General features: G+C 71.4%; 15 protein-coding genes. 9 read left to right on the top strand and 6 right to left on the bottom strand.

Annotated features, from left to right (window positions below; all coding sequences use genetic code 11):
* Positions 1-84: 84 nt before the first annotated feature.
* Both H577_RS0105800 and H577_RS15290 read right to left on the bottom strand, forming a co-directional pair.
* Entirely contained in the window at positions 85-1,809 is a 1,725-nt protein-coding gene (locus H577_RS0105800) for a signal peptidase I (protein ID WP_156876566.1), read from the bottom strand.
* A 13-nt stretch (positions 1,810-1,822) separates the two neighbouring features.
* Positions 1,823-2,431, bottom strand: coding sequence for a hypothetical protein (locus tag H577_RS15290; protein ID WP_029145157.1), 609 nt, complete (start codon positions 2,429-2,431; stop codon positions 1,823-1,825).
* A gap of 439 nt (positions 2,432-2,870) precedes the next feature.
* Between H577_RS15290 and H577_RS0105790 the strand changes: the two genes are divergently transcribed.
* On the top strand, positions 2,871-3,866 hold the full coding sequence (locus H577_RS0105790) for a YihY/virulence factor BrkB family protein (RefSeq protein WP_029145156.1): 996 nt from the start codon (positions 2,871-2,873) through the stop codon (positions 3,864-3,866).
* A gap of 217 nt (positions 3,867-4,083) precedes the next feature.
* Here the strand turns inward: H577_RS0105790 and H577_RS15285 are convergent, their stop codons facing one another.
* Entirely contained in the window at positions 4,084-4,995 is a 912-nt protein-coding gene (locus tag H577_RS15285; RefSeq protein WP_036283955.1) for a LysR family transcriptional regulator, read from the bottom strand.
* Positions 4,996-5,143: 148 nt separating this feature from the next.
* Between H577_RS15285 and H577_RS0105780 the strand changes: the two genes are divergently transcribed.
* Genes H577_RS0105780 through H577_RS0105765 form a run of 4 tightly spaced genes read left to right on the top strand, consistent with a single transcriptional unit; the run spans position 5,144 to position 8,485 of the window.
* Positions 5,144-6,058, top strand: a complete 915-nt coding sequence (locus H577_RS0105780) for an NAD(P)-dependent oxidoreductase (protein WP_029145155.1) — start codon at positions 5,144-5,146, stop codon at positions 6,056-6,058.
* Positions 6,059-6,101: 43 nt separating this feature from the next.
* The gene (locus tag H577_RS0105775) at positions 6,102-7,607 is read left to right on the top strand and encodes a CoA-acylating methylmalonate-semialdehyde dehydrogenase (protein ID WP_029145154.1); all 1,506 of its coding nucleotides are present in this window, start codon (positions 6,102-6,104) and stop codon (positions 7,605-7,607) included.
* A 24-nt stretch (positions 7,608-7,631) separates the two neighbouring features.
* The gene (locus H577_RS0105770; protein WP_029145153.1) at positions 7,632-7,859 is read left to right on the top strand and encodes a hypothetical protein; all 228 of its coding nucleotides are present in this window, start codon (positions 7,632-7,634) and stop codon (positions 7,857-7,859) included.
* On the top strand, positions 7,856-8,485 hold the full coding sequence (locus H577_RS0105765) for a CYTH domain-containing protein (RefSeq protein ID WP_029145152.1): 630 nt from the start codon (positions 7,856-7,858) through the stop codon (positions 8,483-8,485). Before H577_RS0105770 ends, H577_RS0105765 begins: the two co-directional genes overlap by 4 nt.
* A gap of 163 nt (positions 8,486-8,648) precedes the next feature.
* On the opposite strand, the gene lpdA is transcribed toward H577_RS0105765, so the two are convergent.
* Positions 8,649-10,046 carry a dihydrolipoyl dehydrogenase gene (gene lpdA, locus H577_RS0105760; protein ID WP_029145151.1) on the bottom strand — a complete coding sequence of 466 codons (1,398 nt, stop codon included), beginning with the start codon at positions 10,044-10,046 and terminating at the stop codon, positions 8,649-8,651.
* 9 nt (positions 10,047-10,055) lie between these two features.
* Complete coding sequence (locus tag H577_RS15280; RefSeq protein ID WP_036283953.1) at positions 10,056-10,601, bottom strand: copper resistance CopC family protein; 546 nt, start codon at positions 10,599-10,601, stop codon at positions 10,056-10,058.
* A 178-nt stretch (positions 10,602-10,779) separates the two neighbouring features.
* Between H577_RS15280 and H577_RS0105750 the strand changes: the two genes are divergently transcribed.
* The 3 genes from H577_RS0105750 (at position 10,780) to H577_RS0105740 (ending at position 12,609) form a co-directional block, all read left to right on the top strand.
* Positions 10,780-11,274: an FHA domain-containing protein gene (locus tag H577_RS0105750; protein WP_029145150.1), complete on the top strand. Its 495-nt coding sequence runs from the start codon at positions 10,780-10,782 to the stop codon at positions 11,272-11,274.
* Complete coding sequence (ftsR, locus tag H577_RS0105745; RefSeq protein WP_029145149.1) at positions 11,274-11,966, top strand: transcriptional regulator FtsR; 693 nt, start codon at positions 11,274-11,276, stop codon at positions 11,964-11,966. Before H577_RS0105750 ends, ftsR begins: the two co-directional genes overlap by 1 nt.
* 97 nt (positions 11,967-12,063) lie before the next feature.
* Positions 12,064-12,609 carry a MerR family transcriptional regulator gene (locus H577_RS0105740; RefSeq protein ID WP_029145148.1) on the top strand — a complete coding sequence of 182 codons (546 nt, stop codon included), beginning with the start codon at positions 12,064-12,066 and terminating at the stop codon, positions 12,607-12,609.
* 113 nt (positions 12,610-12,722) lie between these two features.
* Here the strand turns inward: H577_RS0105740 and H577_RS0105735 are convergent, their stop codons facing one another.
* Entirely contained in the window at positions 12,723-13,535 is an 813-nt protein-coding gene (locus H577_RS0105735) for a ParA family protein (RefSeq protein WP_029145147.1), read from the bottom strand.
* 94 nt (positions 13,536-13,629) lie between these two features.
* Here H577_RS0105735 and H577_RS0105730 point away from each other — a divergent pair, with 94 nt between their 5' ends.
* Positions 13,630-17,037, top strand: a complete 3,408-nt coding sequence (locus H577_RS0105730; protein WP_029145146.1) for a pyruvate carboxylase — start codon at positions 13,630-13,632, stop codon at positions 17,035-17,037.
* The last annotated feature ends 7 nt before the right edge of the window (positions 17,038-17,044 follow it).

Below are 17,044 nucleotides of genomic sequence, written 5' to 3'. Positions count from 1 at the left end.
CGGCGAGCGCGTCATCCGCGTCGCGCGCGTCGGCATCGCGGTCAGGGTGAGGCATCCGTCGGCGGGTCGTGACGGATGCCTGCGTCAGGGCACCCCCGCCAGGTCGTGCGCCTTCACCTGCGCTGGGGTCAGCGCGACCGTGTAGACCGCCGCGTACTGCAGCCAGCCGTCGAAGTAGGACGGGCCGTTGTAGCCGGTGTTGTTGCCGCTCGTGACGGTGCCGTTGGCCCACGAGGTCAGATTGCCGCACCCGATCTTCCAGTAGCCGGCGTAGCTCTGCGCGGTGGTCACCGCCGGGTTGGATGCCGCGAGCTGCCCGTCCAGGTACAGGGCCATGCCGGCGGCGGGCGAGAGCGTGGCCACCACGTGGTGCCACCGGTCGTCGGCGTTGTTCGACGTCGTCGAGATCGTCCGCACGCTTCCCGGGTAGACGCCGAACACGACGCGTCCGCTGGAGTCGAGGTAGATGTGGCGGTCGTACGAGCCGTCGGCGGCCGATCCGTTGGCGTCGCCGAAACCGATGATCTTGCCGTTCGACTTCTTGTTCGTGCGGAACCACGCCTCCAGCGAGAACGTGCTCGGGTTGGTGAGACGCCCGGGCACGTACAGGCATTGGTTGGTGCCGTTGAAGGTCACCGACGCCAGCGGGGTGTCGCGCGTGCAACCGTACGAGTTCACGACCGAGCGTGAGCGCGCCCAGGTGCCGTCGCGGTTGTTCGTGGTGAGGTCCTGCTCGGTGGACGGGCCGCTCGTGCCCATCGCATACGCGGCGTAGGTGCCGGGTGCCGCCACGCTCGTGGCGGCGGCCTTGCAGGTGAAGTACGGCCGGGTGCCCGCCGTGTTCGCTGAGTCGGTGATGACGGCCGAGAACGCCGCCGTCGACCAGATCGTGTTCACCACCGCCACCAGCATCACCGCGAGGATCGTGACGGCCAGGACGATGATGCCCTTCGCGACCGGATGCGCCACGGCTGTGGCATCCGTGGCTGTGGCGCCATCGGCCGCGGCGGCGGGCACCGACACGGCAGGCGACGGCAGTAGCAGCGCGATGATCAGCGGCACGAGGCACACGACGAGGATGCCCAGCCGCCACGCCCACGACAGGTCGGGGACGGGCGCCAGCCCGTAGGCGCCGGACGGCAGCCGGTCGATCACGTGCACGAGCGCGTCCTGCCCGCTGCGCAGGCTGACCGATCCCGCCCGCACCGGGAAGAGTCCGGTGTTGACCACGTGCATGAGCACGCCGCGGTCCCCGGCGGGCTGCACGCTCAGCAGCGCGACGCCCACCCAGGGCCGCAGCCACAGCGAGACGATCGCGACGGTGAGCGCACAGCCCACCAGCCGGATGACGTGGCGCCCAGGCCCTCGCCCGGTGAGCCGGGCGAGGGTCTCGGTCAGCGCGATGCCGAGCACCAGCCAGGGCGCAGCCTGCAGCAGTCGGCCGAGCCCGGGGGCGATCCAGGCCGCGGCGCCGATGACGGCGTCGGGTGCGACGTGCCAGGCATCCGGCGCCGCATTCACATCGCCCTTCGTGGTGAACCCGGCCTCGTCGGCGGCGACGATGCGGTGGGTGACCACGCGCTCTTCCGCCCTGAACGAGATGACCTCGCCCACGTGGTACTCCGACTGCGGCTGGGCGACGACGAGGGATCCAACCGGTGCGGTCGTTCCCATGCTCGCCGTCGTGATCACCAGCATCCGCAGCCCGAACGCCGTGAGCGCCGCGACGGCCAGACCCACCACCGCGATGACGATCGCGACGCCGATCCATCCCGGCATCCGGGTGCGGCCGGCCGTCGCAGCGCTCACCGTCACCGCCGGTTCAGGAGCTGAACTGCCACACCAGCGGCTGCGATGCGGTCAGCCCCTGGTAGGCGTTGTCGGCGCTCGAGTCGATCGAGACGCTGAACGTGAACGTCGAACTGGCGCCCGCGGCCAGGGCGGGGCGCGAGAGGACCGCGGTGAACCCCGCGGCCGTACCCGCGTAGATCTGCGTGCCGTCCTGCGCGACGACGACGCGGAGCTTGTCGCACAGGTTGGCCGTCTGCGACGTCGGCGCGCTCGTGCACGCACCGGGTGCGAGCGTGAACGTGTTCGCCGGTGCGGTGCCGGTGTTGGTGATCGTGACCGTGGTCACCACCGGAGCGCCGCCGGGGACCATCGCGGTGTTGCCGCCGTACTTGTTGATGGTCGCGCAGGTGGCGGCCCCGGTGGGGCCGCTGGTGCAGGTCGCGGTGCCGCTGGACTCCTTCATGGCGAGCGTGCCGGTTGCGGCGGTGTTGCCGTTGTTGGCGATCTGCGCGGTGAACGCGGCCACCGACGGCGACAGGCTCAGCGCGAGCAGCAGGGATGCCGCGGCGCCGGCGACGACGACGGGGAGGGCCAGCCGCCTGCGGCGCGAGGCGGGACGCGGGGTGATGGGTTCGGACATGGGGGGCTCCTCTGGACGGACCCGCCGGGCGGGTGGTCGGTTGCGGTGTCTTCGACGCGCGCGAGCACGCCGCGACGGCGGGATGCCGCCGCAGAGGCTGCGGGCGATCGGGGACCGGACGGGGCGCATCCGAGCGGACGGTGCCGAATCTCAGGCGAGCCGTCCGTGCCGGGGAAGGGTGTCGTCTGACGTCTCGTAAGCGGATTCGGGTCCCGGCATCGCGAATGCGGGTTCACGGTAACAGCGGCGCCGGCGCCGTCGAGGCGGCGTGACCGATCCGTGACCTGACCGGGCTCCAGAAGGGGGAGAAACCTCCTGCCACCAGGGAGAAAACTCCTCGCCTCCCGCCTGAGAAGCCCCGAGCCGGCTGATCCTAGTCGAACGCACGGGGTCGGAACAGGCCGTTCGGCCCCGGCCGCGGTCCGGATAGGGTGGGCGCGTGCGAGAGACCATCCGCAGGGTCACCGCCTGGGCGCTGACGCTCACACCCGTCCGGGCGTTCCTGCACTACACCGAGCACGGCGGGCCGCGCCTGGCCGATGCGATCACCTATCGGGCCCTGTTCAGCGTCTTCGCCGCCGTGCTGCTCGGCTTCAGCGTCGCCGCGGCCTGGCTGGCCGGCGATCCCGATGCCATGCACCGGTTGACGACGACGGTGGATGCCGTCATCCCCGGCCTGGTCGGATCCGGCGGTCTGGTCGACCCGGCCGCGATCACCGCGCCGGCCGGCCTCACCATCGCCGGAGTGGTCGGCGCCGCAGGCCTGGTCGGCGCGGCGCTCGGCGCCATCGCCTCCACCCGCGCCGCCCTGCGCACCATCGCCGACCAGACCGGCGACGACGGCTTCTTCCTCTGGGTGCTGCTGCGCAACCTGGGTCTGGCCGTCGCGATCGCGCTCGGCATCGTGGCATCCGCCGCCGCCACCTTCTTCGTCACCGTGCTGGCAGGGCTTGTCCGCGACTGGGTCGGGCCGGCGGCCACCGCGCTCGTGCACACGCTCACCTACGCCGGCACGGTGCTGGTGGTCTTCGTGCTCGACGCCGGCATCGTCGCCCTGCTGTTCGTCGTGCTGTCGGGGCTGCGCGCGCCCGCCGGCGCGATCATCCCGGGCGCGGTGATCGGCGGTGTCGGCCTCACCGTGCTGCAACAGCTGTCGAGCCTGTTCGTCCGGGGCGCGACATCCAACCCGCTGCTCGCCTCGTTCGCGGCGCTGATCGCCCTGCTGCTGTGGATGAACCTGTCGGCGCAGGTGCTGCTGGTCGCCTGCTCGTACATCGTCGTCCGGGTGCGCGAGCGCGACGACCGCGTGCGCGAACGGTTCGGCAGCCCGACCATGGCGGCCCGCCGCATCCGCCGGGCCGAAGACGCCGTGCAGGTCGCCGTCGGCGAGCTCGAACGCGCCCGATCCGCCGCCGGCACGACCGCCGGGCGGTGAGCCACGCGTTCTGCCCACGTGCGGGTCCCCAGAACAGGAGATATCACCGGCTCAGGACGATCTCGGCCGGATCCTCCTGATTCCGTGTCATCTCCTGATCTCGAGACCCGCGCCGGCGGCCGCGCGGTGAGCCACGCGTTCTGCCCACGCGCGGGTCCCCAGAACAGGAGATATCACCGGCTCAGGACGATCTCGGCCGGATCCTCCTGATTCCGTGTCATCTCCTGATCTCGAGACCCGCGCCGGCGGCCGCGCGCGCCCGCCGCACCTGCGCGTGGACGGCCTCGAGCGTCGCCGCGACCGCCGCGTTGCGCGGACCCTCGTCGCGGGCGACCGCCCAGTATTCGAGCGGATGCGCGAAGTCATCGGCCAGCACCGGCACCAGGCGCGGATCGTGGTCGGCGAGGAAGTCCGGCAGCACGCCGATGCCCGCCCCGGCGGCCGTCGCCTCGACGTGCGCGAACACGCTGGTCGACCGGATCGACGGGGGAGAGGCGGGCAGGGTCTGCACCGCCCGGTCGAGCTCGTCGACCTGCAGGGATGATTCGACGTAGTAGATGACCGGATGCCGCGACAGCTCGTCGAGCGAGGCCGGTGCGCCGCGACGCGTGAGGTAGTCCGCGGTGGCGTACAGCCGCAGCGAGTAGTCGCACACCGGTGTCGCGAACGCCCGGTGCACCTGCGGGCGACCCACGACCACCTCGAGATCGACGCCCGACCGGTTCTGCCGCACCCGCTGGGTCGCCGCCAGCAATTCGACGGCCAGGGCGGGATGCTCGGCCTGCAGGACCGTCATCGCCGGAACCAGGAACGCCGAGGTGAACGCCTCGGGCGCGGCGATGCGCACCATGCCCTGCACCGGGTCGCCGCCGGTGTCTTCGCCGAGCGCCCGCAGCGACGCCTCGATCGCCTCGGCGGCCGCCACCGCGCGGCGGCCGAGGTCGGTCACCTCCCATCCGGCGCCGGTGCGCACCAGCACCCGTCCGCCCATCGCGTCTTCGAGCGCGGCGATGCGGCGTGACACGGTGGAGTGGTTGACGCCGAGCACCTCGGCGGCGGCGGTGTACCGGCCCAGCCGTGCCACGGCCAGGAACGTCGTCAGCGCCTCCGGCTGCGGTTCGTGCCCCATGGGTCCGAGTGTGCATCAGTGCACAGCGTGCGTGCAACTTTGCCACGTGTTCGTGCATTGATCTGCAGTGCCGGGCGTGCGTATCCTGGCCGTGACGCGGCCCCGGCTCTCGCGGCAGGCCGCTGCGGGCAACCTTCGAGGAGGCAGGATGTCGACGATCGCGTGGATCGGACTGGGGCACATGGGCGCGCCCATGGCCGCGAACCTCGTCGCCGCCGGGCACACCGTGCGCGGCTACGACATCGCGCCGGCGTGCGTGCAGGCCGCACAGGCGCGGGGCGTGACGACGGTCGCCAGCGTGGCCGAGGCGCTGGAGGGTGCCGAGGCGTGCTTCACGTCGCTGCCGATGCCGCAGCATGTGCGCGGCGTCTACGACGGACCCGACGGTATCTGGGCGCACGCCGCCGAGGGCACACTGCTGCTGGACACCTCGACCGTCGACGTCGAGACCTCGCGCTGGTGCCACGACGAGTCCGCCGCCCGCGGCTTCGCGTTCGTCGACAGTCCCGTCTCGGGCGGTACGGCCGGCGCCGAGGCGCACAGTCTGACGTTCATGCTCGGCGGGGCGCCCGGCGACCTCGACCGCGCGCGTGGGTACGTTCAGGCCATGGCCGGATCGGTGATCTCGTGCGGCGCCGGAACCGCCGGCATCGCCGCCAAACTCGTGAACAACATGATGCTGTTCGTCTCGATGATGGGCGTGGCCGAGGCCTCGCAGCTGGCCGAACAGCTCGGGCTGGACGCGCAGGTGTTCTACCAGGTCGCCGACGTCTCCAGCGGCCAGTCCTGGCCGCAGCGCACCTGGTACCCCGTGCCCGGCGTCGTTCCCACCGCGGCGGCCAACCGCAACTTCGACGCCACGTTCTCGGTCGACCTCGCCCGCAAGGACTGCTCGCTGGCCGTGCAGGCCGGGCAGACCACCGGCGTGCACCTTCCGGCCGCGACGCTCGCCCTCTCGCAGCTGGACGAACTGATCGCCGAGGGCTTCGGCGGCAAGGACTGCACGCTCGTCACCAAGTTCGCCTCACCCGACGGCACGCTGCGCGGCTGGGACGGCCGCTGACAGCCGGGCACCGAGGCATCCGACCCCTCACGAAGGAACACACATGAGCACCACCCTCTCCGACACCCTGACCCGCATCCCGCACATCGTCGGGGGCGAGCGCATCGACCCGGGCGAGCGTCGCGGCACCGTCTACAACCCGTCGCACGGGGTCGCCACCGCCGAGGTCGGCCTCGCATCGGCCGAGCTGGTCGCCCGCGCCGCCCGCACCGCGCAAGAAGCGCAGAAGAAGTGGCGGGATGTCGGTCTGGTCAAGCGCGCACAGCTGATGTTCCGGGTGCGCGAGATCATCACCTCGCGGGCCGAGGAGTTGGCGCGCATCATCACCGCCGAGCACGGCAAGACCGTTCCCGACGCGCTCGGTGAGGTCGCCCGCGGGCTCGAGAACGTCGAGTTCTGCACCGGCCTCATGCATCACATGAAGGGCGAGTACTCCGAGCAGATCGCCACCGGTCTGGACGTGCACCAGGTGCGCCAGCCGCTGGGCGTGGTCGCGTGCATCACGCCGTTCAACTTCCCGGCCATGCTGCCGCTGTGGATGGTACCCACCGCGATCGCCGCGGGCAACGCGGTCGTGCTCAAGCCCAGCGAGCGCGACCCCTCCGCCGCGGTGTGGATCGCCGATGCGTTCCGCGAGGCGGGTCTGCCGGACGGCGTGCTCAACGTCGTGCACGGCGACAAAGAGGCCGTCGACGCGATCCTCGCCGACCCGATCATCAAGGCGGTGTCGTTCGTCGGCTCGACCCCGATCGCGAAGTACATCTACACCGAGGCGGCGGCCCACGGCAAGCGGGTGCAGGCCCTCGGCGGCGCCAAGAACCACATGGTGGTCATGCCCGACGCCGACCTGGATGCCGCGGCCGACGCGGCGGTGTCGGCGGGCTTCGGTTCGGCGGGGGAGCGCTGCATGGCGATCTCGGCGGTGGTCGCCGTCGGCGGCGTCGGCGACGAACTGGTCGCCAAGATCGCCGAGCGCATGAAGAACCTGCGGATCGGCGACGGGTTCGACCCGGCCTCGGAGATCGGGCCGCTCATCACCGACGCCGCCCGCGAGCGGGTGCGCGGCTTCGTCGCCGGTGCCGAGGGCGAGGGCGCGAGACTGGTCGTCGACGGGCGCGAGCAGCAGTTCGACTCGGACGGCTTCTTCCTCGGGGCGTCGCTGGTCGACGACGTGAGGCCGGGTATGCGGGTGTACGACGAAGAGATCTTCGGCCCGGTGCTGTCTGTGGCGCGCGTGGACAGCTACGACGACGCGGTGCGGATGATCAACGAGAACCCGTACGGCAACGGCACCGCCATCTTCACCCGCGACGGCAAGACCGCCCGCCAGTTCGAGTACGACATCGAAGTGGGCATGGTCGGTGTCAACGTGCCGATCCCGGTGCCGGTCGGGTCGTTCTCGTTCGGCGGGTGGAAGAACTCGCTGTTCGGCGACACGCACATGTACGGGTCCGAGGCGTTCAACTTCTACACCCGGCGCAAGGTGGTCACCAGCCGGTGGCCCGAGCCCAGCGAGAGCCAGATCAGCCTCGGGTTCCCGTCGCACTGAGCCGGCACCCAGTACGCTGGGACCATGGCCATCGCACGTCTTTCCGGAGGCCCGCTCGACGGGCAGCTCATCCCGCTCGAACCCGGGGTGACAGACTCGCTGATCATGCCCTACGGCGAGGGACAGCTCATCTACCACCGTGCCGGGCGCGACGTGAACACCGGCGACCACGACGGACCGACCGAGGCGCGCTTCGTGTACGTTGAGGCGACCGAAGACATCAACCCGGACCCCGACGGCCGCGACGAGTGAGCGGCGCGCACTCGATCGAGATCGAGCGCGCCTACGACGTCGACGACGCCGCCGTGCTGCCCGACTGGACGGCGCTGCCCGGGGTCGTGCAGGTCGATGCGCCTGAGGTGCGCGAACTGGATGCCCGGTACGTCGACACCGCCGAGGCGACGCTCGCCCACGCCGGCGTCGCGGTGCGGCGCCGCGAGGGCGGGCCCGACGCCGGCTGGCACATCAAGGCGACCCGCCCCGATGGGCGGCACGAATGGCACTGGCCGCTGGATGCCACGCACCCCGCACCCGGCGAGGACACAGCGCCGGCGGTGCCCCACGAGGTCGCGGCCGCGCTGGCCGCGTACGCGTCGGGCCCCTACCTGCCGCTCGCGCGGATCCGCAACCACCGCATCGCCCACCTGCTGCGCGATGCGGCGGGAGACGTGGTCGCCGAGGTGGTCGACGATCACGTGATCGCGCGCAACGAGCGCACCGGCGCCGAATCGACCTGGCGGGAATGGGAGGTCGAACTCGGTCCCACCGCCCCGGCCGACACCGCGGCGTTCTTCGCCGCGGCCGACGCACTCGTGGCCGCCGCCGGCGGCCGGGTCGCGGCATCCGATTCGAAGCTCGCCCGCACGCTCTCGCTCTGACCCGCCCGCCGGCTCGGGCGCTCGGATGCGGCGACGCCGCCCCGAGTCGGCCGCCCGTGCACTCAAGCGAGCGCACGGCCGCCCGGACGCGGCGACGCCGCCCTCGGCTTCGTACAGGGCGGCGTCGTCGTGTTCCGGAAAAACCGGGGACCGGGCAGTCGGTCTAGAGGTTGATCATGTGCCCCACCAGGCCGTGGAAGGCCTCTTGCAGCGCCTCGGACAGCGTCGGGTGGGTGTGCACGTTGCGGGCCGCCTCCAGGGCGGTGAGGTCCCACTTCTGCGCGAGCGTCAACTCGGGCAGCAACTCCGACACGTCGGGGCCGATCAGGTGGCCGCCCAGCAGCTCGAGGTGCTCCGCGTCGGCGATGAGCTTGACGAACCCGACCGGCTCGCCCAGGCCGTTGGCCTTGCCGTTCGCCGAGAACGGGAACTTCGCGACCTTCACGTCGTAGCCGGCGTCGCGGGCCTGCTGCTCGGTGAGCCCGAACGACGCCACCTGCGGCGAGCAGAACGTCGCCCGCGGCATCATCCGGTAATCGCCCAGGGTCATGGTCTCGGCGCCCGCGATGGTCTCGGCGGCCACCACCGCCTGTGCCTCGGCCACGTGCGCGAGCTGCAGCTTCGCGGTGACGTCGCCGATCGCGTAGATGTGCGGCACGTTCGTGCGCATGTGGTCGTCGATGTCGATCGCGCCGCGCTCGGTGAGCTTCACGCCGGTCTTCTCGAGGTCGAAGCCCTCGACGTTCGGGGCGAATCCGACCGACATCAGCACCTTGTCGGCCTGGATCGAACCGGGCTGGCCGTCTTTGCCGGTGTAGGTGACGGTGACCTTCCCGCCCTCGTCGGTGACGGTCTCGACCTTCGTCGAGGTGAGGATCGGGATGCCGTAGCCCTTGTACTGCTTGGTGATCTCCTTCGAGACCTCGACGTCTTCGTTGGGCAGGGCGCGGTCGAGGAACTCGATGATCGTGACGTCGACGCCGTAGTTGCGCAGCACGAAGGCGAACTCCATGCCGATCGCGCCGGCACCGACGATGACGATCGATCCGGGCAGGTCGCGCGAGAGGATCTGCTCTTCGTAGGTCACGATGTTGCCGCCGATGGTCACACCCGGCAGGGTGCGCACCGTCGACCCGGTCGCGATGATCGCGTTGTCGAAGGTGACCTCTTCGGTGGTGCCGTCGGCCTTGGTCACCGTGATCGCGTTCGGGCCGGTGAACGCGCCGCGCCCCTCGTACTCGGTGACCTTGTTCTTCTTCATCAAGAAGTGGATGCCTTTGACGTGGGTCTCGGCGACCTTGCGGCTGCGGTCCCACGCGACGCCGAAGTCGAAGTGCACGTCGCCCGAGATGCCGAACAGGTCTGCCTTGTGCAGCACCTGGTGGGCGAGGTCGGCGTTCTTCAGGAGCGCCTTGGAGGGGATGCACCCGACGTTCAGGCACACACCGCCCCAGTACTTCTCTTCGATGATCGCGGTGGACAGTCCGAGCTGCGCGCTCCGCACGGCCGCGACGTACCCGCCGGGGCCGGCGCCGAGGATGACGACGTCGTAGTGTGGCATGGCTCCAGCCTACTGGTCGGCGCTGCGCCGCGAGCGGGTGATCAACAGATGCGCGATGCCCGCGATCACCACCACCAGCACGATGCCGGCGATGACCCAGGGCAGCGGCGACGCGCCCTGCTCGGCGTCGGCGGCAGGGGCGGCGTCGCCGGCCGCGCAGCTGGGGGATGCGGCGGCCTGGCCGTCGCCGACCGTGAACGAGAACTCACCCGAGACCGGATGGCCGTCGCGCGACACGGCCCGCCACAGCACCGTGATCGGGCCGGTGGCCTGGCCGTGCACCTGTTGCGTGATGGTGTTGTCTACGACCTTCGCGGCGCCGGTGTCCAGGCGCGTGCACGACGAGTCCAGCACGTGCACCTGGTTCGCGTCCCCGCCGGCGTCGGTGACCAGGTCGTTGAAGGTGAGCGTCACCTCGGCCGGCAGGGCGTCCACGTGCGACCCGTTCTCGGGCGAGGTCGACAGCAGCTGGTCGTGGGCGGATGCCGGTGCGGCCACGCCGAGGACGGCGAGGGCGGCAAGGGCCAGGGCGGCGAGGGCGGCGGCGGGTCTCACACCGCCGAGCCTACCCGCGCGGCCGACGGCGGGCAGGTCGCGCCCGGGCGTCGCCGGCGGTGGCACGGCCGTGCTCGAGTGGACGTACGGCGCCCGGTTTCATTAGGGTCGAAGACCCGGCACATCCCTCTCGCGGCGGTGCCGGGATCGGTTAGTCTGGGGGAAAGGGAGGACGACCGTGGACGAGACCCGGCGACACGATTCCGGCGAGATCCGGCGCGGCGCCGACGCGCCTGCGGGCCCGTCGCACGATGCGACGCAGACCTTCGGGCACGACTCCGACCTCTCGTTCGTCCCGTTCGGCAGCGACCTCAGCGAGGCCGAGCTCGACGCGATCGACGCGCTGCCGGCACGGTCCGCGCTGCTGATCGTGCGCTCGGGCCCCACCGCGGGCGCCCGCTACCTGCTCGACAGCGACGTGATGACCGTCGGGCGGCATCCCGAAGCCGACATCTTCTTCGACGACGTCACCGTCTCACGCCGGCACGCCGAGATCACCCGCGACGGCAGCCGCTTCGAGATCGTCGACCAGCGCTCGCTGAACGGCACCTACGTGAACGGCGAACGCGTCGACCGTGCCGAGTTGAGCAACGGCGCCGAGGTGCGCATCGGCAAGTTCCGCTTGAACTTCTTCGTCTCGCCCGCCGATCTTCCGGCCTCAGCGGAGGGCTGATGGCAGCGGCATCCGCCCCCCGTCGCGCGAGCGCGAGCGGGGGAGTCCTGAGCATCGGTCAGGTGCTCGCCCGCCTCAGCCCCGAATTCCCCGCCCTCACCGCCTCGAAGCTGCGGTTCCTTGAGATGCAGGGCATCGTCACCCCGCTGCGCACCCCGTCCGGGTACCGCAAGTTCACCCCCGCCGACGTGGAGCGGCTGCGGCTCGCGCTCACGCTGCAGCGCGACCATTACCTGCCGTTGGCGCGCATCCGCGAGTACATGGCCGACGTCGACGCCGGTCGCGACCCGTCGCCGCCGGCCGCGGTGCCGCCCTCGATCACGCCCGCCGCCCGCCGCTACCGTCGCGCCGAACTGCTCAGCGCCGCCGGGGCCGGCCCGCAGCTGCTCAACGATGCGATCAGCACCGGTGTGATCGGTGCCGCCGACACCTACACCGAGCAGACCCTCGCGGTGCTGCGGGCACTGGTCGCACTCGAGCGGCACGGTATCGAGCCGCGCCATCTGCGCCCGCTGCGCCAGTCGGCCGAGCGTGAGGCGGCGCTGATCGAGTCGGCGCTGGCGCCGCTGCTGCGGCGGACGGATGCCGCGTCCCGCGGCCGCGCCGGAGAACTCGCGCCCGAGATCGCCGGGCGCATCGACGAGGTGCGCACCCACTTCGTGCGCGCGGCGCTGGACCGCCTGCTGCGGTGACCGCGACACGCCGCACCGTCGGGAGCGGATGTCGTTGCCGCGGGGGCGGACGTCCTCTAGCGTGGAGTCAGGTGCTGTGCAGCAGAGGGGGATGTCGATGACCGCCGAGGATGCGGCAGGCGAACAGCGGTTCGCCGTGGACCTGCTGTTCACGGACGGGCTTCCCGCGATGGACGACGAGGTCGGCTACCGGGGAGCGGTCGCCGCGCGTGCGGCGGGCATCACCTACCGACAGCTGGACTACTGGGCCCGCACCGAGCTGGTCGAGCCGACCGTGCGCAGCGCGAGCGGGTCGGGGTCGCAGCGGCTGTACGGCTTCCGCGACATCCTGGTGCTCAAGCTCGTCAAGCGCCTGCTCGACACCGGCATCTCGCTGCAGCAGATCCGCACCGCGGTCGAGCAGTTGCGTGCCGCCGGCATCCGCGACCTCGCCGGAACGACGCTGATGAGCGACGGCGCCTCGGTGTACCTGTGCACCTCGAACGACGAGGTCATCGACCTGGTCAGCCGTGGACAGGGCGTGTTCGGCATCGCCGTGGGCAAGGTGCTCACCGAGGTCGAGTCGACGCTGCTGGACTTCGACCCGCAGAAGCCCGACCCGGTCGACGAGCTCGCCGCCCGCCGCGCCAAGCGCACCGCGTAGCCGCTCCGCGAGCCCGCGGCATCCGTCGCCACGGCGACGGGACCGATCCGGCGCGACCGAGGCGACGGGGTTCAGACGACCGGGCGCAGAGGACGGGGCTCAGACCACCGGGCTCAGACGACGGGGGACCCGTCGGGCGAGGGGATGCGACCGGTGCGCATCACCCGGTCCAGAAGTGCGTCGAAGTCGGCGGCCAACTCCTGCGCCGAGTCGCCCGGCCAGATGTGCAACGGCTTGGCGGCGCCCTGCGCCTGCTGCAGCGACGTGCGCTCGGGAAGCTGCGGGCTCAGCACCAGCGGCCCGAACATGTCGCGCAACTCCTTGATGCGGAACTGGTGCTCGATCGACTGCGGGCGCACCCGGTTCACGACGATGCCCAGCGGCTGCAGTCGCGGCGACAGTCCGCGGCGGATCTCTTCGATGGCACGCAGCGCGCGGTCGGCGGCGGCGACCGAGAACAGTCCCGGTTCGGTGACCACGATGACCCGGTCGCTGGCCGCCCACGCGGTGCGGGTCAGCGCATTCAGCGACGGCGCGCAGTCCACCAGCACCAGGTCGTAGTCGGCCTCGACCGCGGCCAGGGCCTCTTCGAGCTTCCACACGTCGCGCACGCTGGGATGCGGGCCGTCGAAGTTGATCGCCGAGGGGCTGCCGATCAGCACGTCGATGGTGCCGGGGTGCACCTTCGCCCAGCCACTGGAGGTGATCGCCTGACGGACCACCTTCTCCTTCGGGTTGGCCAGCACATCCGCGATGTTCAGGCGCCCGGCCACCTGGATGTCCATGCCGGTGGACACGTCGGACTGCGGGTCGAGGTCGACGACAAGGGTCTTCACACCGCGCGCGAACGCCGCCGAAGCGAGGCCGAGCGTCACGGTCGTCTTGCCGACGCCGCCCTTCAGGGAACTGACGGAGAGGACGTGCACAAGGCCCTACGTTACCGTCCCCTAGGCTGAGAGCACACTCAGCCACACAGGCGGCCGTCCGCCCGGGACGGTCGTCGCCCATCGGGGGGTCTGCATGTTCCGAAAGATCCTGGTCGCCAACCGCGGTGAGATCGCCATCCGTGCCTTCCGTGCCGCGTACGAGCTGGGGGCGCGCACGGTCGCCGTGTTCCCGTACGAGGATCGGCACTCGCTGCACCGGCTGAAGGCCGACGAGGCGTACCGGATCGGCGAGGCCGGGCATCCGGTGCGCGCCTACCTGGACGTGGACGAGATCATCCGCGTCGCCCGTGAAGCCGGCGCCGACGCCATCTACCCCGGCTACGGCTTCCTCTCTGAGAACCCCGAGCTGGCCGAGAAGGCCGCAGCCGCCGGCATCACCTTCATCGGGCCGCCTGCGGCGGTGCTCGAGATGGCCGGTGACAAGGTGCAGGCCAAGCACCACGCCATCGCCGCGGGCGTTCCGGTGCTGCGCTCCACCGAGGCATCCGACGACGTCGACGCCCTGGTCGCACAGAGCGACGACATCGGGTTCCCGCTGTTCGCCAAGGCGGTCGCCGGCGGCGGCGGGCGCGGGATGCGGCGGGTCGAGACCAAGGCCGAGCTCGCACCCGCCCTGGCCGAGGCCATGCGCGAAGCGGCCAGTGCCTTCGGCGACGCGCGCATGTTCCTCGAGCAGGCCGTCATCCGTCCCCGCCACATCGAGGTGCAGGTGCTCGCCGACGCGACCGGCGAGACCGTGCACCTGTTCGAGCGGGACTGCTCGGTGCAGCGCCGCCACCAGAAGGTGGTCGAGATCGCGCCCGCCCCGAACCTCGACGACGAGGTGCGGCAGCGGCTGCACCGGCACGCGGTCGCCTTCGCCCGCTCGATCGGCTACCAGAACGCCGGCACCGTCGAGTTCCTGCTCGAGACGGCGGGGGAGCGGGCCGGTGAGGTGGTGTTCATCGAGATGAACCCGCGCATCCAGGTCGAGCACACCGTCACCGAAGAGGTCACCGACGTCGACCTGGTGCAGGCGCAGATGCGCATCGCCGCCGGCGCCACACTCGCCGAGCTGGGGCTGCGGCAGGACGAGATCCAGCTGCGCGGCTCGGCGGTGCAGTGCCGCATCACCACCGAGGACCCCGCGCAGGGCTTCCGTCCCGACACCGGCAAGATCACCACGTACCGCTCGCCGGGCGGCGCCGGCATCCGCCTCGACGGCGGCACCACCGCGGCCGGCTCGCAGATCAGCCCGCACTTCGACTCCATGCTCGCCAAGCTCATCTGCCGGGGGCGCGACTTCCCCTCGGCGGTCAAGCGGGCCCGGCGGGCGCTGGCCGAGTTCCGCATCCGGGGAGTCGCCACCAACATCCCGTTCCTGCAGGCGGTGTTCGACGACCCGGAGTTCCTCGCCGGCGACGTGTCGACGCTGTTCATCGAGCAGCGCCCCGAACTGCTGCGCGGCCGCGTCTCGAAGGACCGCGGCACCAAGATCCTCACCTGGCTCGTCGACACCACCGTGAACAAGCCGAACGGTGCCAACCCGCTGTCGGTCGACCCCGCCGCCAAACTCCCCGCCGTCGACCTCGCCGCGCCGGTGCCCGACGGCTCCCGGCAGCGGCTGCGCGAGCTCGGTCCCGCCGGGTTCGCCGCCGATCTGCGCGCGCGCACCGCGCTCGCGGTGACCGACACCACGTTCCGCGACGCGCACCAGTCGCTGCTGGCCACCCGGGTGCGCACCAAGGACCTGGTAACCGTCGCGCCGTACGTGGCGCGGCTGACCCCGCAGCTGCTGTCGGTCGAGGCATGGGGCGGCGCCACCTACGACGTCGCCCTGCGGTTCCTGGGCGAGGACCCGTGGGAGCGGCTCGACAAGCTGCGCGAGGCGATGCCGAACCTCGCGATCCAGATGCTGCTGCGCGGCCGCAACACCGTCGGCTACACCCCGTACCCGACGCAGGTCACCGACGCGTTCGTCGCCGAGGCCGCCGCATCCGGCATCGACATCTTCCGCATCTTCGACGCCCTCAACGACGTGTCGCAGATGCGGCCCGCGATCGACGCGGTGCTCGGCACCGGCACCGCGGTCGCCGAGGTCGCCGTCTGCTACACCGGCGACCTGCTGAACCCCGCCGAGGACCTCTACACCCTCGACTACTACCTGCGCCTGGCCGAGCAGATCGCCGATGCCGGCGCCCACATCCTGGCGATCAAGGACATGGCCGGTCTGCTGCGGCCGACTGCGGCATCCCGCCTCGTCACCGCGCTGCGCGAGCGCTTCGACCTGCCGGTGCACGTGCACACGCACGACACCGCGGGCGGGCAGCTGGCGACGCTGCTGGCGGCGAGCGCGGCGGGGGCGGATGCCGTCGACGCGGCCGCCGCGCCCATGTCGGGCACGACCAGCCAGCCGTCACTGTCGGCACTGGTCGCCGCGCTCGCGCACACCGACCGCGACACCGGGCTCGACCTGGACGCGGTCGCGGCGCTCGAGCCGTACTGGGAGGCGGTGCGGCACCTGTACCGCCCGTTCGAGTCGGGGCTGCCCGGCCCCACCGGTCGGGTCTACCACCACGAGATCCCGGGCGGGCAGCTGTCGAACCTGCGCCAGCAGGCCATCGCCCTGGGACTGGCCGACGACTTCGAACTCATCGAGGACATGTACGCCGCGGCCGACGACATCCTCGGCCGGGTGCCCAAGGTCACCCCGTCGTCGAAGGTGGTCGGCGACCTGGCGCTGCACCTGGCGGCGGTCAAGGCCGACCCGGCCGACTTCGCGGCGAACCCCGAGCGGTACGATGTGCCCGACTCGGTGGTGTCGTTCATGGCGGGGGAGCTGGGCGACCTGCCCGGCGGCTGGCCCGAGCCGTTCCGCACCAAGGTGCTCGCCGGGCGTGCCGTCGACCCGCGGGTCACCCCGCTCACCGACGAGCAGCAGGCCGCGCTCGACGGCGATGCGGCCGGGCGGCGGCAGATGCTCAACGAGCTGCTGTTCCCCGCTCCCACGCGTGCGTTCCGCGAGCAGCGGGAGCGGTTCGGCGACCTCAGTGTGCTCGACACCGCCGACTACCTGTACGGGCTCACCCCCGGCGTCGAGCACGTCGTCGACCTCGAGCGCGGCGTGCAGCTGTACGTGGGCCTGGAGGCCATCGGCGAAGCCGACGACAAGGGGATGCGGTCGGTGATGACGACGTTGAACGGTCAGCTGCGACCGGTCTTCGTGCGTGATCGCAGCATCGAGGTCGCCGCCCGCCAGGCCGAGAAGGCCGACACGTCCAAGCCCGGTCAGGTGGCCGCACCGTTCTCGGGTGCGGTGACCGTCAAGGTGGCCGAAGGCGAGCGTGTCGAGGCCGGTGCGCCGGTCGCGTCGATCGAGGCGATGAAGATGGAGGCGGCGATCACCGCACCCGTCGGCGGACTGGTGGAACGGGTCGTGCTGCCGGGAACAGCCCAGGTCGAGGCGGGAGACCTTTTGGTCGTGATTCGCCCGGGGCAGTAACCTGGGG

This window comes from Microbacterium luticocti DSM 19459 (assembly GCF_000422405.1).
In the GTDB taxonomy this organism is placed as follows: domain Bacteria; phylum Actinomycetota; class Actinomycetes; order Actinomycetales; family Microbacteriaceae; genus Microbacterium; species Microbacterium luticocti.
The sequence above is the reverse complement of the archived record's forward strand: the minus strand, read 5'-3'. Positions and strand labels throughout refer to the sequence as shown.